Below are 22,819 nucleotides of genomic sequence, written 5' to 3' on the forward strand. Positions count from 1 at the left end.
GGCCCCCGATCGGTGATCCGGCCAGGGGCACGCCCCCTACCAGCACCCTCTGCCCCTGGCCGGGCCACCACCCAGAACTGAACAGCGAGGAGTCCGTGGACGCGGTGATGTCCACCAGCCCCGATCTGGTGGACATCACCGGGAGCACGGAAGCCCCCACACCCCAACTGAACAGCACAAAAAGTGCCCCAGCCCGCGAAGGGCTGGGGCAGCGCGGAAACCGCTATCGACACGAAGATCCGCGCTTCCGATGGTACGGGAAGGAGAACGACCGCGATGTCCACACCAATCGACGCCAGCCAGGCCGGCACCGAGACGGAAACCGATGCGGAGTTCACCACGGCGGACTTCGCGCTGCTCGCCTCGACGGGGAACTGGGAAGCCACGACCACCCAGGTTCCTGTGCAGGCTGCGGCTCCCGCTACGGGGAACCCCGCCGCGAACGTCGACCGGGCTACGCCGATCGACGACCCCGAGGCCGCCGGCTGGAACTCGGTCGAAGGGAAAAAGGCCAAGAGGGGAGAGAAGAAGCCCCAGCAAAACCAGCCCGCGGAGAAGGCCGACGTCAAGAAGGCGATCCTGCTCGCCGCGGCGACCTGGACGCCGGGTGACTTCGCCGCGGTCAAGCCCGCAGACCTCGGGGTTCTGTTCACCGAGCACCGCGAGCGCTGCCAGGCCATTGATGTCCCGATCGGCCGGTTCTTCTATCACGGCTATGCCGGAACCGCCGCGACCATCGGCGTCGCCCTGAACGTGGTGTCCTTCATCGCCGCGAAACTGTCGGCCCTGCTGATCGACCCCAAGAACACCGCCGCGCCCGGCTCGACGACCGAGACGGTCACCGTGCACACCCAGCGGGCGAAGAACAGTCGATTCGTCGTGGGGAAGGTCCTCTACAGCGGTTGGGCCACCATCTCCACTCCGGCCACCGTCGCTCTCAACTTCGTGTCCTGGCTGGCCGCGCAATCCGCGGTCGCTCTGAACGACCCGCGCCGTTTCGGCCGGGTGCTGCTCGGTGTGCTGTTCGCGGTGATCGTTATCGCCGGGATCTCGATGGTGGTGGGCTAGCCGATGCCGACGACCAGCAGCCGCAGGCGGAGCCGCGCTGCCGCACCTACCCGACCTGCCCGCCCGGCGGGGCATCTGGGTGGTCGGCGCGCGGATCGCCACGGCGACCCAGGCCACTGGTACAACCGGTTCGAGCGTGAGGTCGGCGAGTACGCCCGCGACATGACCCACCGTGGCCGCCAGGCCCGCCGCCTCGTGTACAAGAAGCGCACCCCCGTGACCCGCACCGGCAAGACTCGCCACGTCCGTGTTGCCGGCCGCGGCCTCCAGGTCGTCGGCCGTGCTGCGGTTGGCACCGCCGCAGTCGCCGTCGCCGGGGCGTATCTGACGACCCGATGGACGGTGCGCCACTCCTACCGCGGCTACCGTGCCGCCCGGCCGCACGTCAATCGCGTAGCGGGGCACGCCGGGCGCTACCTGCACACCCGCGGGATGGTCTACAGCGATGCGACCGCCCGCCGGATCGTGCGGATGCAGGCCCGCAACCGGGTTCGTGTCCGCCGGATGCGATACGCGGCAGCCACGCGGCTGTCCGAATTGCACACCCGCTCGATTCAGCGGGACTGGAGCCGGATCACGCCGGTAGCCGCGCGTGCGGCGGCGGCTGTCGCGCCACGCACGGGCCGGGTGCATCCGACCCGCCAGCTCGGCGTGTTCACCGGGCGCTCCAGTTCGGCGGGGCGTCGGGCAGAGGACGAGGCAATCCGCCGGGCGGCGGCCAACCTCGCCGATGCCGCCCCATCCGACCGCAACAACGGCGGCGCCTCAGCCAGCCGAGGTGGTGTCGGCACTCTCGACCGGCCCGGCAGCGCACCGAAGCCAGCCTCGGGCGTGCGGGTGGAACCTTCGGCCCACGAGGACGCCGCGGTTCGCCGGGCGCAGGCCAAACTCGCCGGGCTCGGCGATGTCGACCTCGGCCGGACGCCGACCGGTGACCCGGACAAGGAAGCCCGCAAGGCCGGGCTCCCCGAGGCCACGCCTGGTGTGTGGCAGCAGGGCAAGCCCGACGTAATCGAGCCGCCAAAGCCGCAGCGCGAGTCCGCGGAAGACAAGCAGAAGCGACGGGAGCTGGAAAACCACAAGCCGCTTCGACCCGACGGGTTCGTGCCCGGCTGGGTCGGGCAGCGCATGGAGTGGGACTACGTGCTCCCGCCGGAGAACAAGCGGGTTCACCGCACCGACAGCGGGAGGCAGCCTACGCAGGCCAAGGCCGAACGCATCGACACCGCCAAAACCTCGAGCAGCGGCGCCCCCGCGAAGCCCAGCACCGCCCCGAAGACGACCTCGATCAGCACCACAGGAGGAAACATGTCGAACAACCCGGCCGCCGAGCTCAACAGGGGTTTCGCCCTGCTCGCGGACTACCACCCCGAGTCCTACCAGGACTGGATGCAGCAGCTCGCCGCCACCGCTCACTCCCTGCGCACCGGGGCTGAGTCGGTCACCCTTCTCGCGCACCGCATGGACATCCAGTACGGCATGGACCCGCGCTCGCTTCAGAAGATCTACCTCGCCGGTCCGGTAATCGGCTCCGCGATGCAGTTGTTTGCCGGAGCCACAAAGGACTTCTGGGTCCTCTACCAGGACCGTTTCGAGGTCAACGGTGCTCGTGGCCGAACGATGCGCGACGAGTCCACCTTCTTCGGCCAGCACTAGCCCGAGCTGGTCGAGGTCAATCCCGGCCACCCCCGAATCCCCTCGCGTGGTGGCCGGGTGTTGTCCCTGACCAACCTCCCTACGAACGATCGTGTTGATCAGAGAGCGAGAACGACTCCGATGGCGGACGCGACGAAGGTCAAGAGCCCGAAGGCACAGGCCAAGGCCGACGCCAAGGCCAAGTCCAAGGCAGCCAAGAAAAAGGCACGCCGCGACAAGATCAAGGCCCAGTCGCATGCGCTAGCATCACGGAACTCCCACCAGCTGCGCCCTCTGATGATCAACGGGTCGGCGGTGACCACTGGAGTGCTCCTGCACGAGATTTCCCCAACCGTCGGCGCAGCGTTCGGACTCTCTGCCGCCGCCCTCACTGCGGTCAACGCGTGGCTTGGACGTCTGTCGGACAACGAGCGCAAGCACATCGCCATCCACGGCCTCACCGCTGCCGCATGGTCCGCCCTGGCTGGGATCATTGGGTTCACCCCGATGGTCGACGTCGCCGGGTTGGTCGGGTTCATCGCCTCGCACCTGACCTGGGCTGAGCGTCGTGGCGTCCGAAAGCCGGCCGCGTCCGAGCGCGCTACGGCGACCGAGTGGAACGCCGTCGCGGAAGACGCCAACGAGAGGGACGGCATCCTCGCCCGCGCGGGCTGGCCCGGTGCGCGCATGTTCTACCGCGAGCCGATCACCGACGCGAACGACAACCAGATCGGTTTCCGCTACCACATCGACCTTTCCGAGGCCGACACCACGGCCGACGCGTTCGTCCTCTCCGCACCGGCGATGATCGCCAAGCACCTGCCTGGCCGCACACGTAAGGGCGCGGTGACCGCGCACGGTGTCGAGGACGACGTGAACCACGTCTACCTCGACGTGATCTGGCGTAAGCAGTGGGATTTGAACACCAGCCTGCTGCATCCGATCGTCCAGCACCTGCCGGAGTTGACCGAGCTGGTGCACTGCGCGATCGAACACCACCAGTCCGGCGGTGAAACCGCCCCGATCGTCATCCCTCGGCACCTGCGCCGCCTCATGCCCGGCCTGGCCACCGTCCGCGACCCGATCATCAAGGGCTTCAAGGCCGACCAGTCCTACGCGACCGAGACCATCTTCAAGAAGGGCTACGGCCCGTTCCACAAGTTCGGCGTCGGCAAGAGCGGCTCCGGCAAGACTTCCGACATCAACTCGGAAATCGCGTCGCTGCTGCCGTGCCGCGACGCGATCGTCTGGGCCATCGACGTCAGCGCGAAGCGCGGCAAGCACTTTGCAGCCTGGGGCAGCTGCATCGACTGGCTCGCCACCGAGATCCCCGACGCGAACGCGATGCTGAAGGCGATCGTCAACATCATCAACGCCCGCGGCCGCCACCCTGCTTACCGCACCGGCGCCGTCGTGTCTCCGAAGACCGCCCCGACGATCGTTCTCATCATCGACGAGCTGCCCGCCCTGTGGGAAGCGATGGGCAGCGAGCGGATGAACAAGTTCCTCGGCGGTATCGCGCGACAGGCGCGAGCTCAGGGTGTCCGCCTGGAGCTGTGGGGGCAGCGTGGCGTGCAGACCGACTACGGCAACGGCTTCCACTCGGTCATCACCCAATGCGACAGCCGCACGCTGCTGAAGGTGCTGCAAACAAGCGAGGCCGCCTACGTTCTGAACAACGCCGAGTTGGTGCAGAACGACGTCACCGCGATGCTGCCCGGTGAAGGCATCGACCAGGACGCTGAGACCGGCGAGATGACCCATCGCCGAGGCTGGCTCGTCCGCGAAGGCGATGACGAAGCCGACGAAGGCACCTTCGAGGCGCTGGGCGACATCCCCGCGATCGCCGCGCTGTACGCACCGTTCCGGCCGAAGCTGGACGCGGTGTCCGCCCAGGCCGCTGGCGAGGCGTACGCCAATCGCGCCATGAACCTGCCGGAGAACCCGCTGCTCACCCCGCAGGAAGTCGTGACTCCGCGCGTCACCGTGGAGCCTCCGGTGTCCGAAGACGACCAGGACGCCGTGATCAGCCAGGTCCGCACCAACATCGCCTGGCTGGACGCGATGCTGGACGGCCGCCTCGCGGTCCCCGGCATCACCGCAATCACCGAGGACGGCGACGCCGTCATGAACGACGAGGACGACACCCAGATGAACATCGCAGAACTTGACGCCGCCAGCGTGCTGCTGGAGATGGGCATCCCGACCGGCGAATCCGACACGGCGAGGGAACAGCGCGGCGAGATGATGCGTGCCAACCTGGACCAGCAACTCGCCGGGGCAACCGCCGAGCTGGACCAGCTCGACGCGGCTATCGCCACCATCGACCCGGCCCTCGGCCTTGCCGACGGCGCCGGTCGTGCCGACGAGCCCCAGGCGTTCCCGGACGAGGACCCGATCATCCAGGCCGCCCTGGAGATCATGGGCAAGCACGGCTCCCAGGGCGCGCCCGTCAGCGCGATCGTCGCCGCACTGGAGAAGACCGGCAAGAAGACGTCCGCTGAGACCGTCCGCGCCCGCCTGCGCGACCTGGCCAACCGCAAGAAGGCCGTGCTGGCCGGCTCCGGCCGTGGCGCCCGTTGGTACCTCGCGCACCACGCTCCGAAAGGCGGGGAGCAGTGACCACCCGTAAACGCCAGCCCTCGAGGACGCGGACGGCGACGCGGAAGCCGGCAGCACGCCGGGGGAGCGGCCGCTCGAAACGCGGAAATCGCACTACGTCTGTTGCCGCGGCGTGGAAGTCGACCGCTCGGACAACAGGGAAGGTCACCCGGGCAGTCGGGAGTACCCGGGAACTCGACGTTCCGCACCAGCGCGACTGCGCAGCCCTCGGGCTGATCGTGGCTGCCGTTGTGGTGGCGGGCACGACCTGGTTCCACATCGGCGGTTGGGTGGGTCAGCGGGTCAGTGACGGCGTTCACACGATGCTGGGCCTGCCCGGCCTCGGGGTCCCGGTGGCCCTCGCCGCGGCGGCGATCACGCTCATGCTCACGACCACGCGGGTGGAACGCCGCCCTCGCCTCATCGCCGGCACCCTGCTGCTGCTGGCGACAATTCCTGGCCTGTTCGACGTGTTCGGGTCCGCCGGCGGCGCTCTCGGCTTCCTCACCGGTGGCCTGATTGCTCAGTCGATCACCGTGTGGCTCACCACGCCCCTTCTGGTCGCGGGCTTCGTTTTCGGGGCCATCCTGGTCAGTGACGTGCCGCTTGCCAAGGTCGGGGCGGCCCTGCGGGAAGTGTTCAACAGCGCGCCCGACGCCGATGACGATGACGACCACGCCGATGCAGGCGTGCAGCCGGCCGCGCCGAGGCCCACCACGCGTCAGCGCAGGGCGCCGAACACCTCGTCGAACACCGCGGCCGAGAACGTCGACGACCCAACGCCGGTCGACGACACGGCACTCGACCTCGACACTCTCCAGTCGGTGCGGCCTGCGGTCTGCCGCGATTCGGCAGGCGGCTACAGGCTGCCCCCTGCGGACACACTCACGCGAGGCGACCAGGCCGAAATCGACCGGAAGGGCGTGAACCAGCAGGCCAAGGCCATTAACGCCGTGTTCGAGCAGTTCAAGGTGGACGCCAAGGTCACCGGCTTCACGTGCGGCCCAACCGTCACGCGGCACGAGGTGAGCCTCGGTGCGGGCGTGAAGGTCGAGAAGGTCACCGCGCTGGCCAAGAACATCGCCTACGCGGTCGCCACGGACAACGTGCGGTTGCTGGCGCCGATCCCCGGCAAGTCCGCGGTCGGCATCGAGGTTCCCAACGTGGACCGGCAGACCGTCCACCTCGGCGACACCCTCGTCTCGACAACGGCGCTGAAGGACGACCACCCGATGATGATCGGACTCGGCAAGGACATCGAGGGCGAGTTCGTCACCGCGAACCTCACGAAGATGCCGCACCTGCTGGTGGCCGGGTCCACCGGTTCCGGGAAGTCCAGCTTCGTGAACTCGATGCTGGTGTCGCTGCTGATGCGGGCGACGCCGGACGAGTGCCGGATGATCCTGATCGACCCGAAGATGGTCGAGCTGACCCCGTACGAGGGCATCCCGCACCTGATCACGCCCATCATCACGCAGCCGAAGAAGGCCGCCGCCGCGCTGGCCTGGCTGGTGGAGGAGATGGAGCAGCGGTATCAGGACATGCAGGCCAACCGGGTGCGCCACATCGACGACTTCAACGCCAAGGTCCGCTCCGGGAAGATCACTGCGAAGTCGGGCAGCGAACGTGAATATCGGCCGTACCCGTACATCGTGGCGATCGTCGACGAGCTGGCCGACCTGATGATGACCGCCCCGCGCGACGTCGAGGACGCGATCGTCCGCATCACCCAGAAGGCGCGTGCCGCCGGCATCCACCTGGTGCTGGCGACGCAGCGGCCGTCCGTCGACGTCGTGACCGGACTGATCAAGACGAACGTGCCGTCGCGGCTGGCGTTCGCCACCTCGTCGCTGACCGACTCGCGGGTCATTCTCGACCAGCCCGGTGCGGAAAAGCTGATCGGCATGGGCGACGGCTTGTACGTGCCGATGGGCTCGTCGAAGTCGGTCCGAATCCAGGGCGCCTACGTCTCCGACGAGGAGATCACCGCGGTCGTCAACTTTGCCAAGGACCAGGCGCAGAGCGATCCCATCGACAGCGTCGTCGTGAACGCCGCCGAGTCGAAGAAGGCCACCCCGGAGATCGGTGACGACCTCGACCTGCTGCTCCAGGCCGCGGAACTCGTGGTCGCGTCGCAGTTCGGCTCTACCTCGATGCTGCAACGGAAACTGCGCGTCGGCTTCGCCAAGGCTGGTCGGTTGATGGACCTGCTCGAGAGCCGTGGCGTAGTCGGGCCACAACAGGGGTCGCAGGCTCGCGACGTGCTCGTCAAACCCGACGAGCTGACCGGCGTCCTGGCGGCCCTGAGCGCCTACTCGAACGTCGAATCCGAGACCGAAACCCGAACGGAGGCATAACCCGTGAACTGGAAGAAGATCGGCATCATCGCGGCCGTGGCACTGGTGATCTGGCTGGTCGTGTCGAACCCGCACGGCGCAGCCGGCGGCGTGCACCACGGCCTCGGCTGGTTGAAGGACGGCGCGAACTCCATCGTCACTTTCATCCAGGGCGTCTTCGCCTGACCAGGAGGGAAAGCCGCATGTCCGATGCTCAGCCCGCTGTCCGCGAGGACCGGTACGTCGTGCATTTCGATCACAACCGCCAGCCGCACCCGGTGGTCGCCTGGTCCCAGGATGGTGAGCCGTTGATCCTCGGCGAGCACGGCGCTCTCGTTCGCGCCAGCGATCTCGGCGTGGTCGCATCGGTGACCGAACGCGAGCACGACCACGTGGTTCCGGCCAACCCCGGCGTCTACCTTCGTGTCCGCGCTGACGTGGGAGAGGAGCTTCGCGTTCCAGTCGCGTACTGGCTGGTCGATCATTTCGGCTGGGCCAAGCCGGTCCCGCTGTCCAACAGCACCTACCTGGACCCGTGCGACGAGAGCGATGTCGTCGGCATCGAATGGGACGACCCGCCCGGACCTCGCCGCTAACAGGCCACCGTGCCGGTGAGGGACGCCCTAGGACCTTCGGGTTCTGGGGCGTTTTCGCTGTTCACCGATGTGGATGTTGTCGGTGGGTGATGAGACAATGACCGGTATCGACACGAAGAAATGCGAGGTCACACGATGAGCAGCCAGCATGAGGGGATGCCGCCGTGGCTGCTGGCCACGCTGGACCAGCTCGACGCCGGCGCCCGCGACTTCACCGTCCGCTCTCGGGCTGGGTTCGAGGAGATGGTTCGCGGACACGCTCACTCAGAGCGCGAGGTCACTGAGGCGATGACCTGGTACGACACCACCAAGGGCCACTTCGACGCTGGGGTGGCTGCCGCGCTCGCCGGCCCCGAGGCCGTCACGACCGTGCCGCCTGCGACCGCAGTGCCGCGGCCGACCTCGTACACGCCCAGTGCGTTCGACGAGGACGACGACCTGGTGCCCGCGCCGCGTATGCGGGTGCCGGAGCCGAACTTCGAGCTGCCGGACGCACCGGACCGCTCTACCCGTCTTTTGCAGGCCCCCGGCGTGTACATCAAGGGCATCTTGATGGGCGCGGTAATGGCCGGCGGGATTTGGTTCGTGCTCACCGGCCTGCTGCACTGGTGGCTCGACTCTGCGTGGTGGGGCTGGTGGCCGTCGTTGCTGATCGTGCCCATCGCCGCCGTGGTGTTCACCGTGTGGTTCACCACCGTCCACGACGACGTGCAGACGTGGATCAAAAAGGGTGGACCGAAGCCGCTGCGCAAGCGGTTCAAGGTCTGACCTCGCTCCGAAATCGTCGGTCCGACTTCTCCTGCTCGGACATCTTCTACCTGCGTAGGATTGGTTCTGCTCCTTTTCACGGGGGAGTAGGCCCGGCCAGCCGGTTGTCGAGGCCGGACAGTCTGGCCGGGCCGTCCAACCCTCACGCTGAGCCTTGCTGTTGGCGCTGGCCGACCGCAGGTCTTCGCGGGGCAGTGCACTACGGCCAGCGATTCTTGAGGAAGTAGACGAGTGTTCGCAGATGTCGAGCGAGCTCTTGCTTGCTGCGTTGAACGCACGTAGCATGTACATGCAACGCACTTCGCAGTGAACCCCCGTGAATGGAGCCGAGATGGCGAACCAGTTCGGAGAGCAGGTCAGCGACGACGTGGCCTACGGCCAGGCACGAGAGGCGCTCGGTCACATCGACGACCTGTCGACGATCAAGAACCTCGCGGACACGCCGGTCAAGCAGAAGGCCCTGGCCGACGAGCAGCAGGCCCGCACCGGACAGAGCAACAGCTAGTCCGAATGCCGCGAACGGCCCGAGTTCCTCGACAACTCGGGCCGTTCACCCATTCCGGCTCAGGCGAGAGGCGCGCTTGCCAGGACCGAAAAGATCCCTTGCCTTGCTACGTTCAACGCACATAGCATGTAGATGCAACGTAGATAGAAGGAAGAAGGTGAGCGACGTGAACGAGCAGGAACTCGAACGACTGCTCACCACAATCCGGGCCCGCCAGGGCGACGCCTTGTTCACCAGTGCCACCCCACCACAAGCCCGTGGGGCCGACCGCCGGCCGCCGGCATCTCGGAAGCCGGAGTGCTCGACCGGAAAACCTCGCTTCCCCACCGAGGCAGCCGCGCGTGCCCGGCTTGACGAGATGTACGGCCGCAGTTACTCCGGGCGGCTCTACGGTCCGATCGACGTGTATTCGTGCCGAAAGTGCACCGGGTGGCATCTCACGGCCAAACAGAAAATGAAGCCTTGCCAGAGGGGAAAACGACGGCACTGACGCCAGCAAAGTCGTACGTGAGTCGGCCGAAATTCAAGTGACTTCACCAAGTCAGCCCCCTGCAAAGAAGTCTTTGTATCGCTCGAAATCGAAGGGAAAGGTCGATGATTTCCGAAAAGATCTCTGAAGTCGACACCGAGGGCCTCGAGTTCCAGATGCCATATGCGCCGCCTCTCGCCCCTGAATTGCTGGTGTTTAACGACGCCGGCGCGAGCACGGAGGTGCGAGCCGAGTCTTCCAGGACATCTTCGGCTTCGATCCCGACGATCATGATCTTCCGGGACGAGACTGCGGTCCTACACCGCGGCTGATCATGACGACAGCCCCCGGCAGCTCTGGCCTGCGATATCCAGCCGCGAAAAGCCCCGCTCCGCAGTTGGACGACCCGGAGCGGGGCTAGGGAACGACACCCAGATGAATGGAGAGGTTCCGGGTGTGAGTGTACGGCACCGCAGCCGCACGTCCAGGAACCGAGCATCCCGGCAGGCCGACGAAGCAACCCACGAAACACGGTTCTGAACTGGAGGGATATCCCGTGAAGAGGAAGACGCTCGTGCACGACGGGCAGACCAAGTGGTACCGGTCGGAGGTCACCACGGTGTGCGGCATGATCCTGCCGAAGAAGCACGTCACCTGGCCGTGGTTCCGCAAGGTCAACTGTCAGAACTGTCTGGACACAAGCATGGGTAACCGGATCGGCCGCCCGGTCATCGGTGTGCTGAAGTGAGTGGCCGGTTCGTGATCAACGTCGCCGGCGCCTGGCTGTAGCGCCCTTCCGTCACATCACATATGCTGCGTTCAACGGACGTTACATGCACATTGGATCGACGCCGGAGGAGGACAGAGTGACGAAGCACATTCCCTTCGTCGCCCGGATGCGAGGTGATCGCCTGCGCGTACAACTCCAGGTTGAGCACCTTTACGACCTGGACGAGGCCGCTGCCGCACTCGCAGTCGTGAAGCCGGAAGCGTCGTGGCGGCTGGGGCGCAGGACGCTGCACGTCAACCTCCAGGAAGCGGCGCGACAGAACCTGTCGGGTCGGTTGGCGAAGGAGAAGGCCGACCCGGAGATGACGGAGTTCTATCGACAGAAGTTGATCGAGTTCGGCATCTTCCCCGAGCCGGACAAGGACAAGGAGGGCACGCCCTCCAGCGACGAGCAGTAGCGAGAGGCCGAGTATCCCGAGAGGAACGCTCGGCCTCTCCCATGCTTCCTATCTACGTTGAACGGAGATAGGATGTAGGTACAACGTCCATTCGACACCCAGATGAAACGGTGAGAATCCGGAGGTGGAGACCAACATGACGACCTTGGTCTACTCCAACATCGAAGACGGTCCAGGCCCGATCCTGGTCGACCACATGTCCATCAACGAAGACGACTACGTAGTGCATGGCGCGTACGGAATGACGCCACTGCACCGCAGTGTCGGTGGCGCCACGGTCGGCTACGCACACGCCTCCTTCACCTGGGCACAGGCGACCCCGTTCGAGTTCACTCTGATCTTCACCCAGCGCAACGGCCGAACCGTCACGTGGACGATCGCCCGTGAACTGATGCGCTCCGGTGGCGGCGAGGGCGACATCAACGTTGTGCAGCTCGGCGACCAGATGGCGGTCACCCTCGACAGCCCGTCCGGGCGCATTGTGTTTTCCCTGGACGCCCCGTGGGTGGATCGGCTGCTCGACGCCACCGACGACATCGTGCCGGCCGCAGACGAGATGAACGGCGTCAAGTTCCCGGACGGCGGCGTGTGGCGATGAACCTGCGCCGCGTCAACGCCGCCTTGGCCCTGGCACTGCTCGTGCTCGCGTTCGCGCTGTTCACCACCGGCAACACGACGGCCGGCACATGCGCGCTCGCATCGGCGTTCGGCGCGGCGGCTATCGCGTTCAGCAAGGGAGTGAGCCGATGAAGTCGAGCATGGAAGAAGACTTGATCTTGCTCGCGGTGAAGCTCGGGATCTCCGTAGTGCTGTTCGGGCTGATCGAGGGCGGTTTCGCTCTAGCAGGTCACCACATCGTGTGGTGGGCCGCCGCGATCATCGCTCTTGCCGCCGTGTTCGGCGGCTGGCTGATCATCGAAAACTGGGACGACCTGGTCGACTAGCCGTCCCTTTCGCAAAATACCGGGCCGGGCCTGGTGATTCGCCCTCTCCACCACAGATCCGGCGGTCCACCAGGACCCGGCCTGGCTTCCCGTCCCCTTTTGCAAGGAACTGGAGCCACCAGTATGTCTCTCACAGGAAAGGTCTTCGCCACAGTCCTACTCGCCACCGGCATCGGCTGCCTCGTCACCGATCCCGATCCTGCGACCGCAGACCGCCCTCGCAACGCGACGCAGACGACCGTCTCCCTCGACATCCCCTCCGACTACCTGGCCCTCTATCACCAGGCCGGGGCCACCTGCCCCAGCGTCGACTGGGCGCTACTGGCCGGTGTCGGGCACACCGAGACCGATCACGGCCGCTCGACATTGCCCGGCGTGCACTCCGGTACGAACCCTCGGAAGGCCCGCGGGCCGATGCAGTTCGTCGACGCGACTTGGGCAACGATGCGCACCCGGCACTCCGACATCGGGTCGAACGTGTACGACCCGGCCGCGGCGATACCGGCCGCCGCGCACCTGCTGTGCGACGAGACCGCGCGGCTGGGCTCAGTGGAGAAGGCGATCTACGCCTACAACCACGACCCCGACTACGTGAGCACCGTGCTCGCGCAGGCCCGCACCTACCGGCGAGAAGCCAGGTAACCAGCCCTCCACCAGGAAGGAAACGCTCATGCGGAGGTTGTTCGCCGTGGGCCTGACCACGATCGCGGCCGCGGCTGCGGCATGCGGAACCGTCGATCCTGATTCGGGCGCTCCCGACCCGAACAACGGGGACCAGACCGGGCACTACGACCACAGCCAGAGATGGGTCGTCGAAGGAGTCGAGTACTCGGGCGCGAAAATCGGGATGCCCGGCGTGCCTCCGGGCCGTCACTTTGTCACCTGCGTCCGCCTCCAGGATTACCACCGCGACTGGGACGGGCCGAAGGACTGGCCGTGGCGGGAGGTCACCGTCAGCCAGGCCGAAGCCGACCGGATCGGTGACCTCGACGCGACGGCGTACGACTCCGGGGCTGCGCCGATTCCTTGCCCCGAGGGGGATGGCTGATGACCCTCACGAAGATCCAGTGGGCCACACGAGTGTGGAACCCGACATCGGGCTGCTCGAAGATCAGTAGCGGGTGCTTGAACTGCTACATCGAGGGCACGATCCCGTTCCGCACCAAGCACCGCCGATTCGACAAGCCGGGTATCGGAGGCACCACCGACGTGCAGCTGCACCCCGGCCGGTTGCCGAAACCGTTCAGCTGGGCCGCCGGCCAAAGGATATTCGTCAACAGCGTCTCCGACTTGTTCCATCGCGAGGTGCCGCTGTCTTTCATCGCGAGGGTGTTCGCGGTGATGTCGTTGGCCGAGCACCAGGTCTTCTTGCTGCTCACGAAGCGGCACGGAAGGATGCGGTCGGTGCTGAACTCGGTCGAGTTCGCCCGCGCCTGGCACGCCGCGGTGGCCGAGCTGGCCGAACTGCGACAGGTTCGACGGCTCGTCGACCGCGGCGTGATCACCGGACTGCCGTCCTGGCCTTCGCCGAACGTGCACCTCGGTGTTTCGATCGAGGACCAGCGCGCCGCCGATCTGCGGATCACCCCGCTGTTGGAGTCGCCGGCCACCGTGCGCTGGTTGTCGTGTGAGCCGCTGACCGGACCGGTCGAGATCGACATGTCCGGACTCGACTGGATCGTCATCGGCGGCGAGTCCGGGAGCAGCGTACGTCGGATGGATGTCTCGTGGGCTCGGTCGCTGCGCGCCCAGGCCGAGGTCGCCGGTGTGCCGGTGTTCTTCAAGCAGGCCGGATCAGTACTCGGCGCGGAGTGGGGTTGTCGTGACCCGAAGGGAGGCGATCCGGCTGAATGGCCGGAGCCGTGGCCACGTGAGTTCCCAACGTATGGGGTCCCAGCTGGGAGCTCGCTACAGAAGACGCCATCTTGATTTAGGCGCTACCTGCATTCGATGGACATGGAACAGACGTACAACGCCGCTGGTGGAGCTGTCGGTGCCCGATCGGCGATCGGGCACCGACAGAGCAAACCTCCACCGGCGTCAACCGGTGATAGGGAGGCGGTCGAGGTGGACCTGCACGAGATGAATGTCGACCGGCTGGCCGCGGCGATCGCCGCGGCTGGATTGGGAACGACCACGTCGGTGGAGGTGATCACGATTCGCGGCACCGAAGTGGTCAAGGTCGATCTCGACGGGACGTCGGCGAGCAAGGCGCGGACTGTACTGCGTTGGCTCGACCTGATCACCGTGTGGGACATGGTCGCCGGGAAGTTCCGCGCCAGCGACACGACGCTCCGGCTGAACGTCCGTGGTCAGTTTCCCAGCGGCGGCCCGGTGGTCGTGGTGGTTCCGTTCGACGAACGGACCGAGGTTGAGCAAGTCGCCTTGATCACGGACTTGGTCGAGCGAGTCGAGCCGGTTGTGTTGGTGAACCAGCTGGTGACGCTCGAATCCTGATCTTCAGCACGCAGTTTGTGCTGAAACAGCTGAAAAAGGCGGCTGGTGTCCGGGTGCAGCCGGTCATCGGCGAGCCACGATCCGAAGGGAGTAGAGGAAATTGAGATTGACGATTCATCCGGAGCAGTGGGCAGGTGAGATCACCGCCCAACAGGCCCTGGACTTCTACGAGCGGCACTCCGCGCTGAGCCTGGTGGCGATGCAGGCGATGTCCGCCACGACGGAGCTGTCGATTCACGCCGCGGCGCTGACCTGGCTGGCCGAGGGTGCAATGGGCGAAGCGGCAGTCGCCTGGCTGGTCTTCAACGACCCGGTTGCCGTCGACCTGGCGGAGTTCACCCCGACCGAGCGCGCCGAGCGCATCGAGGAGCGCATCGAGGACGCGCGAGTGATTCTGCGCCTGGCGGAGGCCGCGCGGGCGAAGACCGAGGGCGAGCCGAGGCCGCGCGGCGCCTGGCCCGAGCTGGAGGTCGTGGCCGGCGCGCTGCTCGACCGGCTGGCTGATCCGGCGGTGACGTCGGCGGCGGAGATCTCGGCTCTGTACGGAGACCTGATCCAGCTGCTGCTGGGCCTCGATTCCTGCCCCGAGACCGTGGCGCACCTGGCGAGCGTGTGGTCCGAGCACGCCGAGCACGAGGAGACCCTGGACGCGCTGGAAAGCGCGAGCCAGTCCTGACAGACAGACGCCCTGGTGGGCGGGGAGTGCAGCCCCGCTGTGCCCACCAGGGCGTCGGAACGCGACCTCATCCGATCCGAAGGGACGACGCTCACTATGAACGATGCACCACGAGTGGCGACATCGCCAACCCCGCCGAGGAACGCCGCGCTGCGCCACCGCCAGGATGTGGTGGTGCGATGACCACGGCGAAAACTTCGGCCACGGCCATGCTCGAGCGCATCCGCGCGCACTACATCAAGCCGATCAAAGTCCAGCCGGGCGGCCACGTTCGTGAGGACGATCTGCTGCCGGGCGCGGTCGTGCTGGCTGAGGTGCCCGCCCCAGGTACGTCTGGCCGGCGGATCGACGCCTTGGCGATCGGGTTGACCCGCGCCCGAGCCGGCCTGGACGGATTCGAGATCAAGGTCAGCCGCAACGACTGGCTGCACGAACTGGACCAGGCGCGCAAGGCGGACGCTTGGTTCGGCCATACCCACCGGTGGTGGGTGGTCGCGCCGTCCACCGAAATCGTGCGCTCCGAGGAACTGCCCGAGGGCTGGGGTCTCATGGTGCCGGACCCGCGGTCGGCCCGTCGGCTCAAAGTCGTGACGAAGGCAGCAACCCGCACGCCGATCCTGGACTGGTCGGTGCTGTGGGAGATCGCCAAGAAGCTCGACCGCAACCGCGCTGACGAGGTCAAGGCCGCCGCCGCCGCGGTGCGGGAACACATGCTTGCCGAGACTGCTGAACAGGTAAAACGCGCTGCGCTTGCGATGCACTCTCCGACCAGCGACCAGACCCGAATCGGGATCGCACTGGCCGAGGCGACCGGGTTGGAGCCCTGGGACCTGAGCTACACGCTCGAGCAGAGCACGTCGTGGACCCAGGAGGCCCTGACGGCCATCTTCGCAGCGGCGCGCGCCACCGAGCGACGCCGAGACCACGGATGGCTCACCGAGCAGGCCAAGCATCTGGCGGACGAGCACCGCAAGACCGCGGACGCTCTGCTGGCCGCGGCAGCCGCACTCGAGCCCACTGCCCTCACCGCTGAACAGCGGGAACGGGGGGTCTCAGCATGATTCGCGATTCACGAATCGAGCGCTTGCTGGACACCGACCGCCCCGTCCTTCTGGCGATGGTCGGACCGGCGGGCGCCGGAAAGAGCACCTGGCGGCTGCGGAACGTGCCGAGCTTGCCGATGGTCAGCATCGACACCTGCCGCAAGGTCGTCTCGCCGTACCACGACGAGGCGGACCAGGCTCCGGAAACCACGGCGCGTGCCGTTGAGCTCGCATTCGGGCTCGCCGGTGCGCTCCTGAGCACGAATCGGTCGATGGTGTGGGACGCCACGAACTGCGAGGCCGGAGCCCGCAAGCTGCTGCTCGAACTGGCCGCCGAGCACGATGCCGTGGCAGTGGCCGTGGTGATCCTGCCGCCGCTGGCGATTTGCCTCGAACAGAACGCTCCCCGGAACGCGATTCCAGGCGCCTGCGGATTTGCCCGTCGCGTTCCGGATGCGGTGATCGACGCGATGCACTCCGAGCTGGTCGCCGACTTCCCCGCTCTTCCGGACGAAGGTTGGGACTCGATTGTGGTCGCTGACGGCGAGGGCCTGCCGCGAGGTGCTGCGGGGGCGAATCAGAACCAGGACAAGGTGGAAGGGCGACCGTCATGACGTGCTGGGACGACCATCCCATGCCCGAGCTCGCAGAGCTCGATGTGGAGCATGGCGGAGATCTGCTCGAAACCGCCGGGGCCGTGTTCGATGCCGCGCGGGTGTACCGCTACGCACTCGGCCGCCGCTGGGGCGGCGGACCGACAGCGGTCTGGGTGCTACTTAACCCTTCGACAGCAACCGCGCTCGTCAACGACGCCACCCTGCGCAGGTGCGTGGACTTCAGCCGCCGCGAGCAGTGCGGTGCGCTGCTACTGCTCAACCTGTTCGCCTACCGGGCAACCGATCCCCGTGCGCTGGCCAGCTGTACCGACGCGATCGGCCCACGAAATGCAGAGTTCCTTCGGATCTGCACCCGGCACGACGGACCCACGATCGCGGGTTGGGGCGCAAACGGCCAACTGCACGACCGCGGCCGCCAGGTTGCCACCGAGCTGACGAGCGCCGGCGTCGAGATGTTGTGCCTTGACACGACCGTCGACGGCCAACCACATCACCCGCTGCGGCTGAGTCGGACGACTCCGCTGCGCCCTTTTCAACTCGCCACGTCGGAGGAGAGCCCCAAATGATCAGCGCTTCCGGGCAGATCCCAGAGGTTGTCGTTGCCCGCTACGTGGCGCCGCGGGTGAGTGTCACGCCGGTGACGGAGGTGGTCCCGACCGAGCCGATCGAGGGCCGGTCGTCGCCGGGGCATTACCAGCATGTGCTGCTGAACGTGGTGACCGGCGAGTTGAGCTTCCACGAGGGCACCCAGCACCGGGAGCCGTGGCTGCCTGAATGGAAGGCGGTCAACGACGTTCCGCGTGAGACGTGGAAGCGCTGGCATCCCGGCACCAGCTTCTCGTTCCGCGGGCCGCACATGTGGTTCGAGCCGGTGCCGGAGCTGCTGTGCTGGGTGATCGATTCCGGCGTTTCGGAGTTGCCCTATCTGGACGTCGCGGCCGCGGGCGCGCTGCTGGAGACGCTGAAGCCGCACGCGCAGGCTCTGCTGGACGGCTTCTTCGAGGCCGGCGGAGAGCTGGACTGGTCGGCCGATTCGGCCCGCGCTGGGCGTAACGTCGGGCGGCTGTGCCAGCGCAGGCCCAAGGTCGCCGATCCGTACGAGGACCGCGATCTGGTCGACTTCGGCGTGATCGTCGAGCGGTTCCCGCAGGTGTATCGGCCGGGGCTGCTGCGGTTGTCGCCGGACGAGCTCGCCGACCGCTGCGAGAGCATCACGCGGTTCCTCGGCTCGAACGAGCACTGGCACTTCGAGATCAAGAAGGTGTTCGGCAAGCCCTTCCGCGACAACAGCGGGGTGGGGCTGGACAAGCTGGGTGTTCGGGCCTGGTACCGGACGGCGAGCGCGATGACCGGGACGAACCCGGAAGGGCTTCCCTGACGCCGGCGCGAGCGCTCGGCCATGCCGACGAGGAGCGGTCCCCCTGAACGACCTGTTCAGGGGGACCGCCGCGTTCTGTGGGACAACTACGGACCGGGTGGGGCGCCATCGCCGTCGACGACCGCGGCCGGGAACGGGGAGCCGGGCTCGACGAGGAGCACGAGGACCTGGTCGCCGGTGCCGAGTTCGTAGACCACGGTGACGTCCCCGACCCGCAGCCGGCGCGTGGCCGGCTGTACGGCCAGGGGCGTGGATTCTTCCGGCCGCGGTTCGGCGCCGAGCTTGTCGACGGCGGTCTGCACGCGGCGCCGCAGGGGCTTGTCCAGCTGGGCGAGCGAGTCGAGCGCGGTGCGGGTGATCGCTAGGGCGGACCGGGTCACCGGCCTCGACCTTCGAGTTCGGCGACGGCCTGGTCCCAGGGCACGGTGTCTCCGGCGTCGGTGCGGGCCTGGGCCGCGCGGCGCGACCAGTAGTCGTCTTCGATGCGCTCGATGTTCTCGGCCATCTCGGCGGGGACGAGCGCGGCGATCCGCCGGTCGTACTTGGTCAGGTAGACGATCCCGCCGGCGCGGACGTCCTCGAGCAGTTCCGGCATCCGCTTGCGCGCGTCCGGCGCGGGCACGTCCTGGACCGACCCGACGTCGGGCAGCCGCTGGGGTTCCTCACTCATGACACAAAACATACTAGGTTCCCGCCGAGTCCTGAAGTCACAAAATGAGAGAACTTGACAAAATGTCATGAACTGCTAGTGTCGGTGGTGTCACAGGGCGCGGCCGATCCCCGGACGAGCCCGCTGAACAGCGGAGATGAGTGATGGGAGACGCCATGAAGCCGACCGCGGACATCAAGGTCACCGGCGAGGTAACCCAGATGAACGTCGAGGCGGACGGCTCGGAGGGCGACATCGTCGCGGTCGCCGACGTCACCACCGAGGACGGCAAGACCGCCCGGATGTTGCTGCGGATCAACGCCGACGGCGCCCGGTACCTGCGCGAGCGGATCGAGGACGCCACTCCCACCCCGGCCGCGATCGTGCAGGGCATGGGCCCCGACAGCCGCGTGTTCCGCACGGAGCTGATCTGGACCGAGACCGACAACGCCGCCTGGAACGAGAAAGCCGGCTGGTCGCTCTACGTCGACGCGGAACTCGTCGCGCACACCGGCGAGAAGCTGACGCACGAGGACGCCCAGGCGTGGGCGAACAAGCAGCTCGCCGAGGGCATGACCTGGTTGCAGGGCCACGAGACCGAGACCTTCTACTGGGTCGCTTCCCCGTCCACCCGCCGCGCGTAGCTCCCGTGCCGGCCGCCGCGGGCCTTCCCCTCTCGCGGCGGCCTTCCATCTCGCCAGCAGCGGCCGTTCGCGCACGACGACCGGCCTTGCGCGTGAAGGGAGGTGAGCAGACGTGAACTGCATCATTTGCGACGACGGCGACTACCACAACGACCCGGACAACTACGTCGACGGGGTTTTCCAGCCGCCGCAGCGGCAGGGGAACGACGACTGAATCCTCAAGCTCCAGCCGCGGCGGCCACGCCGCCGGCACCCGGCCGCAGGGCGGGATTCTCCTCTCGCGCTGCGGCCTTCCACCTCCAACCACCAGCACCGAAAGGGTCAAGCCGATGACCGCCAGCATCACGACCGTGGAGACCACCGAGCAGCGTCTGGCGACGCTGGCGAAGGTCCGCGAGATCCTGCCCGACGTCGACGCCGCGCAGGCGACGGCGATCGCCGCGTGGGCGGTCAGCGGCTCGATGCCGCTCGACCCGGTCGCGCTCAACATCGCCGCGGAACAGCTGGCGAAGGTCCGCGGCAAGAACTGGTGCCGCGAGGTGGCCAACGACTGCCGCGGCATGGTCACCCAGGTCCTGGACGCCTACTTCACCGCGGCGCACCGCCCCTGAACCCGAGAGGGCCCGGGATGCTTCCCTCCCGCCATCCCGGCCCCCTCTTCCCCTTAGCTTTCTCCTTTTCCCCGCCCCGCACGTCCGCAGCCGAAGGAGGCGCCCGATGGACCTGCCGATGCTGGCCTACGACCTGACCGAGGTGCTGGCCGGAGAGGACTACGCGATCGACGTCGACTCCGAGGACGTCCTGGCCGTGCTGCCGCAGTTCCTCGCCGACCTGCGCGCGCACGTGCGCGCCGACGGGGGAGAGGTGACCTGGTGAGCGTGCGGACCGAGGACGAGCTGCTGGACGAGCGGATCGCCGATCTGACCGCGTGGCTGGAGCTGATGATGCGCCCGGTCGAGAACTGGGACGAGGTCGACCAGCATCCCTACCGGCACTTCGACGACGACGTGCTGGAGCTGGGCGAGCGCGTCGCCGACGACCTGCTCAGCGAATCGTCCTGGGGCTGCGACGCCCTCGGCCTGGCCGTCCTGCTCGAGCAGCACGCCCGCGCCGCCACCGACCGCGCGCCCGACCCGGCGACGTCGCCCGGTGGGTTCGCGCCGGAGCCGGCGGTGCCGGTCGAGCCGGGCCGCGTGGTGTGGTCGGCGCCGGCGTTCGCGCCGTTCGTGCTGCCCTCGCCGGTGCTGCGGGCGGTGACGGCCTGGCTGGAGGACAACCGGGTCGTCGACGTCAGCGGCGCGCACGAGGTGCGGGTCGAGGCCCACCCGGACGGCACCCGCACGATCGTCTTCCAGCAGGGCCTGCGGCGTCCCGGCGACGCGGCGCCGGAGGGCTTGGTCGCGCCGGCGCGGGGGCCGCTGCGCACCGAGCCGCCCGTGCTGCCGGACCTGCCGGACCTGACCGCGCTCGGCGCGGTGCTGGAGGCCCACCCGGTCGGCACCGGTCACTTCAACCTCGCGTTGCCGATCGGCTCGCAGGTGTGCTGCACCTGCACGAGCGTGGCGAACCCGGTGGTGTTCCCGTGCCCGGCGGTGACCGCCGCGGCGGAGCAGGCCGGGGTGCGGGTCTACCCCGACGACGAACCCGGCAACCTGGATGCGTTCGACGACGCTGACGGGGTGGACGGCGAGCATGACGGCGAGGTCCCGCGGTGGGCGGCCGCGCCGTCGGCGTCCGTGCTGTCCCGAGCACCGGCCAGCCCGGCCGCCTGACCGCGCCCGTACCCCCTTTTCCGCGACGACGTGCGACACGACGAGGAACCGATGCCCGCGACTTCCGCTGTTCAGAAGGCCCAGCTGCTGTGGCAGGGCCTCAACGAGCGGCAGCAGACCTGGCTGGTCGTGATCTACCGGGCCGACCAGGATGCCGAGGCGAGCGCGCGGGGCGCGTGGAGCCGCGGCGAGCGTTCCCGGCCCGCGTCGCAATGGCGGTGGCTGGACTACGGCATCGTCGACGACCCGCTGGCCAGCGGCCCGTCCGGGCAGCTGCAATCCGCCCTGAACCAGCGCAAGGTGTGGGACCAGGGCGCCGGGGCGACCATGACCGTCCTGATCGACCACGGGCTGATCAAGGTCAAGCGCGAGCCGTTGATGATCGGCGCGCAGATGCTGATCCAGCTCACCAAGCAGGGCCGCGCGGTCGCGCGCGCCGGCGGTGCCGACGACACCGAGCCCGCGCGGCGCCGGCCGCGCGGGATGCTGAGCGAGACGTTGTGGTCGATGCTCGTCGACGTCCACCGCGCCGGCGAGCAGGGCCTGCTGCGGTACTCGCCCAGCGGCGGCTGGCGGGCCCTGGCCGAGCGCGATCCCGGCCTGGTGCAGTTCTCGCCCGACTCCGCCAGCGCCAAGACGCGCATCACGCTCACCGAGGCCGGGCAGCAGCATTACGTGAAGGAGTGGCGGGAGTACGCCCGGCTCTACCCCGGCGTGGCCGCGCCGCATCCGGACCCGGCGGCCGAACCGATCTGGCCACGCGAGGTCGACGACCGGCTCGCCGCGCTGGCCGGGGCGGTCGCCGCGATCGGGCAGGATCTGGGCGCGCTGGCCAAGCAGCTGCGCGAGCTGGACTCGCTGGGGGAGGCCCCGGCGGCGCCGGGCAAGGGCGCGGTGCCGGAGTTCGCGGCCGCGGTGAAGCTGCGCCGCGAACGGCACCGGCGCGCGGTGAAGACGCGGCAGCTGCTGGGCGAGCACCGCGAGCAGCTGCTCCCGCTGTACCGGGACGCGATCGCCCGGTACGTGGCCGTCGCCGCGGCGGTCGTGGCGGCCGCGGCCGAGGGCACCGACCCGCGCGCGGTGCTCGAGGTGCCGCCGGCGTCGCTCGACGAGAAGGACCGGCTGGTCGGGGTGGAGTGCCCGTGCACCGGGCTGGCCGGGGTGGACCGGGAGATCGCCGTCGCCCACCGGGCCGCGGTCAAGGGCGCCAAGCCGGCGCGGCGGCGCGCCGACCGCGAGTTCGAGGCGAGCATGGCCCCGGCCGGGCGGCAGCTGGCGGCGGTGCAGCAGTTCGCCCGGCACCTGCGCACGCTTCTGGCCGAGGGCCAGCTCGCGCGGCTGCTGCTGCGCCGCGACGACGCCTGACCCGCGCGGCACCCGGTCGGTGGCCCCGCGCTCGCGCTACGGTGAGCGCGGGGCCGAGGCGCTGGCCCGCACCGTCGTCCGGACCGACGCCCACGCCGTCATCCCGGAG

Annotated in this window: 31 protein-coding genes; 29 read left to right on the plus strand and 2 right to left on the minus strand. The window is 68.0% G+C overall.

What is annotated here, in order from left to right:
- Positions 1-183 precede the first annotated feature (183 nt).
- The 24 genes from ACWEN0_RS45055 to ACWEN0_RS45170 all read left to right on the plus strand — a co-directional run bounded on the left by ACWEN0_RS45055 (position 184) and on the right by ACWEN0_RS45170 (position 18,280).
- A complete protein-coding gene (locus tag ACWEN0_RS45055) occupies positions 184-1,068 on the plus strand; it encodes a hypothetical protein (RefSeq protein ID WP_451987434.1) in 885 nt (294 codons plus the stop codon).
- Positions 1,069-1,230: 162 nt separating this feature from the next.
- Positions 1,231-2,724, plus strand: a complete 1,494-nt coding sequence (locus tag ACWEN0_RS45060; protein WP_451987436.1) for a hypothetical protein — start codon at positions 1,231-1,233, stop codon at positions 2,722-2,724.
- 120 nt (positions 2,725-2,844) lie between these two features.
- Positions 2,845-5,325 (plus strand): hypothetical protein, encoded by a 2,481-nt coding sequence (locus ACWEN0_RS45065; protein ID WP_451987438.1) that lies wholly within the window; start codon positions 2,845-2,847, stop codon positions 5,323-5,325.
- The gene (locus tag ACWEN0_RS45070) at positions 5,283-7,661 is read left to right on the plus strand and encodes a DNA translocase FtsK (protein ID WP_451987440.1); all 2,379 of its coding nucleotides are present in this window, start codon (positions 5,283-5,285) and stop codon (positions 7,659-7,661) included. The genes ACWEN0_RS45065 and ACWEN0_RS45070 overlap by 43 nt, the downstream gene beginning before the upstream one ends.
- A 3-nt stretch (positions 7,662-7,664) precedes the next feature.
- Positions 7,665-7,826, plus strand: coding sequence for a hypothetical protein (locus ACWEN0_RS45075; protein WP_451987442.1), 162 nt, complete (start codon positions 7,665-7,667; stop codon positions 7,824-7,826).
- 17 nt (positions 7,827-7,843) lie between these two features.
- Entirely contained in the window at positions 7,844-8,236 is a 393-nt protein-coding gene (locus ACWEN0_RS45080) for a hypothetical protein (RefSeq protein ID WP_451987444.1), read from the plus strand.
- Positions 8,237-8,371: 135 nt separating this feature from the next.
- Positions 8,372-9,004, plus strand: coding sequence for a hypothetical protein (locus tag ACWEN0_RS45085; RefSeq protein WP_451987446.1), 633 nt, complete (start codon positions 8,372-8,374; stop codon positions 9,002-9,004).
- Positions 9,005-9,335: 331 nt separating this feature from the next.
- Complete coding sequence (locus ACWEN0_RS45090) at positions 9,336-9,509, plus strand: hypothetical protein (protein WP_451987448.1); 174 nt, start codon at positions 9,336-9,338, stop codon at positions 9,507-9,509.
- Positions 9,510-9,675: 166 nt separating this feature from the next.
- Complete coding sequence (locus tag ACWEN0_RS45095) at positions 9,676-9,999, plus strand: hypothetical protein (protein ID WP_451987450.1); 324 nt, start codon at positions 9,676-9,678, stop codon at positions 9,997-9,999.
- A 104-nt stretch (positions 10,000-10,103) separates the two neighbouring features.
- Positions 10,104-10,310, plus strand: a complete 207-nt coding sequence (locus tag ACWEN0_RS45100; protein ID WP_451987452.1) for a hypothetical protein — start codon at positions 10,104-10,106, stop codon at positions 10,308-10,310.
- 224 nt (positions 10,311-10,534) lie between these two features.
- Positions 10,535-10,726, plus strand: coding sequence for a hypothetical protein (locus ACWEN0_RS45105; protein ID WP_451987454.1), 192 nt, complete (start codon positions 10,535-10,537; stop codon positions 10,724-10,726).
- A 118-nt stretch (positions 10,727-10,844) separates the two neighbouring features.
- Complete coding sequence (locus tag ACWEN0_RS45110) at positions 10,845-11,165, plus strand: hypothetical protein (protein ID WP_451987456.1); 321 nt, start codon at positions 10,845-10,847, stop codon at positions 11,163-11,165.
- 136 nt (positions 11,166-11,301) lie between these two features.
- On the plus strand, positions 11,302-11,763 hold the full coding sequence (locus ACWEN0_RS45115; RefSeq protein WP_451987458.1) for an SsgA family sporulation/cell division regulator: 462 nt from the start codon (positions 11,302-11,304) through the stop codon (positions 11,761-11,763).
- Positions 11,760-11,915 (plus strand): hypothetical protein, encoded by a 156-nt coding sequence (locus ACWEN0_RS45120; protein ID WP_451987460.1) that lies wholly within the window; start codon positions 11,760-11,762, stop codon positions 11,913-11,915. Before ACWEN0_RS45115 ends, ACWEN0_RS45120 begins: the two co-directional genes overlap by 4 nt.
- The gene (locus ACWEN0_RS45125) at positions 11,912-12,109 is read left to right on the plus strand and encodes a hypothetical protein (protein ID WP_451987462.1); all 198 of its coding nucleotides are present in this window, start codon (positions 11,912-11,914) and stop codon (positions 12,107-12,109) included. Before ACWEN0_RS45120 ends, ACWEN0_RS45125 begins: the two co-directional genes overlap by 4 nt.
- A 123-nt stretch (positions 12,110-12,232) precedes the next feature.
- Complete coding sequence (locus ACWEN0_RS45130; RefSeq protein WP_451987464.1) at positions 12,233-12,751, plus strand: transglycosylase SLT domain-containing protein; 519 nt, start codon at positions 12,233-12,235, stop codon at positions 12,749-12,751.
- 46 nt (positions 12,752-12,797) lie between these two features.
- A complete protein-coding gene (locus ACWEN0_RS45135; RefSeq protein ID WP_451987466.1) occupies positions 12,798-13,157 on the plus strand; it encodes a hypothetical protein in 360 nt (119 codons plus the stop codon).
- Entirely contained in the window at positions 13,157-14,038 is an 882-nt protein-coding gene (locus ACWEN0_RS45140; RefSeq protein ID WP_451987468.1) for a DUF5131 family protein, read from the plus strand. Before ACWEN0_RS45135 ends, ACWEN0_RS45140 begins: the two co-directional genes overlap by 1 nt.
- A 138-nt stretch (positions 14,039-14,176) precedes the next feature.
- Complete coding sequence (locus ACWEN0_RS45145) at positions 14,177-14,566, plus strand: hypothetical protein (RefSeq protein ID WP_451987470.1); 390 nt, start codon at positions 14,177-14,179, stop codon at positions 14,564-14,566.
- A 106-nt stretch (positions 14,567-14,672) separates the two neighbouring features.
- Positions 14,673-15,242 (plus strand): hypothetical protein, encoded by a 570-nt coding sequence (locus ACWEN0_RS45150; RefSeq protein WP_451987472.1) that lies wholly within the window; start codon positions 14,673-14,675, stop codon positions 15,240-15,242.
- A 179-nt stretch (positions 15,243-15,421) separates the two neighbouring features.
- Entirely contained in the window at positions 15,422-16,303 is an 882-nt protein-coding gene (locus tag ACWEN0_RS45155) for a hypothetical protein (protein ID WP_451987474.1), read from the plus strand.
- A complete protein-coding gene (locus ACWEN0_RS45160) occupies positions 16,300-16,899 on the plus strand; it encodes an AAA family ATPase (protein ID WP_451987476.1) in 600 nt (199 codons plus the stop codon). Before ACWEN0_RS45155 ends, ACWEN0_RS45160 begins: the two co-directional genes overlap by 4 nt.
- A gap of 20 nt (positions 16,900-16,919) precedes the next feature.
- Positions 16,920-17,468 carry a DUF1643 domain-containing protein gene (locus ACWEN0_RS45165; RefSeq protein WP_451987478.1) on the plus strand — a complete coding sequence of 183 codons (549 nt, stop codon included), beginning with the start codon at positions 16,920-16,922 and terminating at the stop codon, positions 17,466-17,468.
- Positions 17,465-18,280: a hypothetical protein gene (locus ACWEN0_RS45170; protein WP_451987480.1), complete on the plus strand. Its 816-nt coding sequence runs from the start codon at positions 17,465-17,467 to the stop codon at positions 18,278-18,280. The genes ACWEN0_RS45165 and ACWEN0_RS45170 overlap by 4 nt, the downstream gene beginning before the upstream one ends.
- 86 nt (positions 18,281-18,366) lie before the next feature.
- Here ACWEN0_RS45170 and ACWEN0_RS45175 read toward each other — a convergent pair whose 3' ends face one another.
- Positions 18,367-18,660 (minus strand): type II toxin-antitoxin system RelE family toxin, encoded by a 294-nt coding sequence (locus tag ACWEN0_RS45175; protein ID WP_451987482.1) that lies wholly within the window; start codon positions 18,658-18,660, stop codon positions 18,367-18,369.
- A complete protein-coding gene (locus ACWEN0_RS45180; RefSeq protein ID WP_451987484.1) occupies positions 18,657-18,950 on the minus strand; it encodes a type II toxin-antitoxin system prevent-host-death family antitoxin in 294 nt (97 codons plus the stop codon). Before ACWEN0_RS45180 ends, ACWEN0_RS45175 begins: the two co-directional genes overlap by 4 nt.
- Before the next feature lie 155 nt (positions 18,951-19,105).
- Between ACWEN0_RS45180 and ACWEN0_RS45185 the strand changes: the two genes are divergently transcribed.
- From ACWEN0_RS45185 to ACWEN0_RS45205, 5 genes are all read left to right on the plus strand, one after another.
- Positions 19,106-19,573 (plus strand): hypothetical protein, encoded by a 468-nt coding sequence (locus ACWEN0_RS45185; RefSeq protein ID WP_451987486.1) that lies wholly within the window; start codon positions 19,106-19,108, stop codon positions 19,571-19,573.
- A 329-nt stretch (positions 19,574-19,902) separates the two neighbouring features.
- Positions 19,903-20,184, plus strand: a complete 282-nt coding sequence (locus tag ACWEN0_RS45190) for a hypothetical protein (RefSeq protein ID WP_451987488.1) — start codon at positions 19,903-19,905, stop codon at positions 20,182-20,184.
- 106 nt (positions 20,185-20,290) lie between these two features.
- A complete protein-coding gene (locus tag ACWEN0_RS45195; RefSeq protein ID WP_451987490.1) occupies positions 20,291-20,449 on the plus strand; it encodes a hypothetical protein in 159 nt (52 codons plus the stop codon).
- Positions 20,446-21,345, plus strand: coding sequence for a hypothetical protein (locus ACWEN0_RS45200; RefSeq protein WP_451987492.1), 900 nt, complete (start codon positions 20,446-20,448; stop codon positions 21,343-21,345). The genes ACWEN0_RS45195 and ACWEN0_RS45200 overlap by 4 nt, the downstream gene beginning before the upstream one ends.
- Positions 21,346-21,396: 51 nt before the next feature.
- Positions 21,397-22,710 (plus strand): hypothetical protein, encoded by a 1,314-nt coding sequence (locus ACWEN0_RS45205; protein ID WP_451987494.1) that lies wholly within the window; start codon positions 21,397-21,399, stop codon positions 22,708-22,710.
- Positions 22,711-22,819 lie beyond the last annotated feature (109 nt).

It is taken from the genome of Amycolatopsis sp. NPDC004378 (genome assembly GCF_053602455.1).

What these genes read in the sequence shown, in the direction of transcription:
- ACWEN0_RS45060 (WP_451987436.1), top strand. Translation starts at nt 1,231, where the DNA reads ATGACCCACCGTGGCCGCCAGGCCCGCCGCCTCGTGTACAAGAAGCGC.
- ACWEN0_RS45065 (WP_451987438.1), top strand. Translation starts at nt 2,845, where the DNA reads ATGGCGGACGCGACGAAGGTCAAGAGCCCGAAGGCACAGGCCAAGGCC.
- ACWEN0_RS45080 (WP_451987444.1), top strand. Translation starts at nt 7,844, where the DNA reads ATGTCCGATGCTCAGCCCGCTGTCCGCGAGGACCGGTACGTCGTGCAT.
- ACWEN0_RS45085 (WP_451987446.1), top strand. Translation starts at nt 8,372, where the DNA reads ATGAGCAGCCAGCATGAGGGGATGCCGCCGTGGCTGCTGGCCACGCTG.
- ACWEN0_RS45090 (WP_451987448.1), top strand. Translation starts at nt 9,336, where the DNA reads ATGGCGAACCAGTTCGGAGAGCAGGTCAGCGACGACGTGGCCTACGGC.
- ACWEN0_RS45100 (WP_451987452.1), top strand. Translation starts at nt 10,104, where the DNA reads ATGATTTCCGAAAAGATCTCTGAAGTCGACACCGAGGGCCTCGAGTTC.
- ACWEN0_RS45115 (WP_451987458.1), top strand. Translation starts at nt 11,302, where the DNA reads ATGACGACCTTGGTCTACTCCAACATCGAAGACGGTCCAGGCCCGATC.
- ACWEN0_RS45120 (WP_451987460.1), top strand. Translation starts at nt 11,760, where the DNA reads ATGAACCTGCGCCGCGTCAACGCCGCCTTGGCCCTGGCACTGCTCGTG.
- ACWEN0_RS45125 (WP_451987462.1), top strand. Translation starts at nt 11,912, where the DNA reads ATGAAGTCGAGCATGGAAGAAGACTTGATCTTGCTCGCGGTGAAGCTC.
- ACWEN0_RS45130 (WP_451987464.1), top strand. Translation starts at nt 12,233, where the DNA reads ATGTCTCTCACAGGAAAGGTCTTCGCCACAGTCCTACTCGCCACCGGC.
- ACWEN0_RS45140 (WP_451987468.1), top strand. Translation starts at nt 13,157, where the DNA reads ATGACCCTCACGAAGATCCAGTGGGCCACACGAGTGTGGAACCCGACA.
- ACWEN0_RS45155 (WP_451987474.1), top strand. Translation starts at nt 15,422, where the DNA reads ATGACCACGGCGAAAACTTCGGCCACGGCCATGCTCGAGCGCATCCGC.
- ACWEN0_RS45160 (WP_451987476.1), top strand. Translation starts at nt 16,300, where the DNA reads ATGATTCGCGATTCACGAATCGAGCGCTTGCTGGACACCGACCGCCCC.
- ACWEN0_RS45165 (WP_451987478.1), top strand. Translation starts at nt 16,920, where the DNA reads ATGCCCGAGCTCGCAGAGCTCGATGTGGAGCATGGCGGAGATCTGCTC.
- ACWEN0_RS45170 (WP_451987480.1), top strand. Translation starts at nt 17,465, where the DNA reads ATGATCAGCGCTTCCGGGCAGATCCCAGAGGTTGTCGTTGCCCGCTAC.
- ACWEN0_RS45180 (WP_451987484.1), bottom strand. Translation starts at nt 18,950, where the DNA reads ATGAGTGAGGAACCCCAGCGGCTGCCCGACGTCGGGTCGGTCCAGGAC.
- ACWEN0_RS45185 (WP_451987486.1), top strand. Translation starts at nt 19,106, where the DNA reads ATGAAGCCGACCGCGGACATCAAGGTCACCGGCGAGGTAACCCAGATG.
- ACWEN0_RS45190 (WP_451987488.1), top strand. Translation starts at nt 19,903, where the DNA reads ATGACCGCCAGCATCACGACCGTGGAGACCACCGAGCAGCGTCTGGCG.
- ACWEN0_RS45195 (WP_451987490.1), top strand. Translation starts at nt 20,291, where the DNA reads ATGGACCTGCCGATGCTGGCCTACGACCTGACCGAGGTGCTGGCCGGA.
- ACWEN0_RS45205 (WP_451987494.1), top strand. Translation starts at nt 21,397, where the DNA reads ATGCCCGCGACTTCCGCTGTTCAGAAGGCCCAGCTGCTGTGGCAGGGC.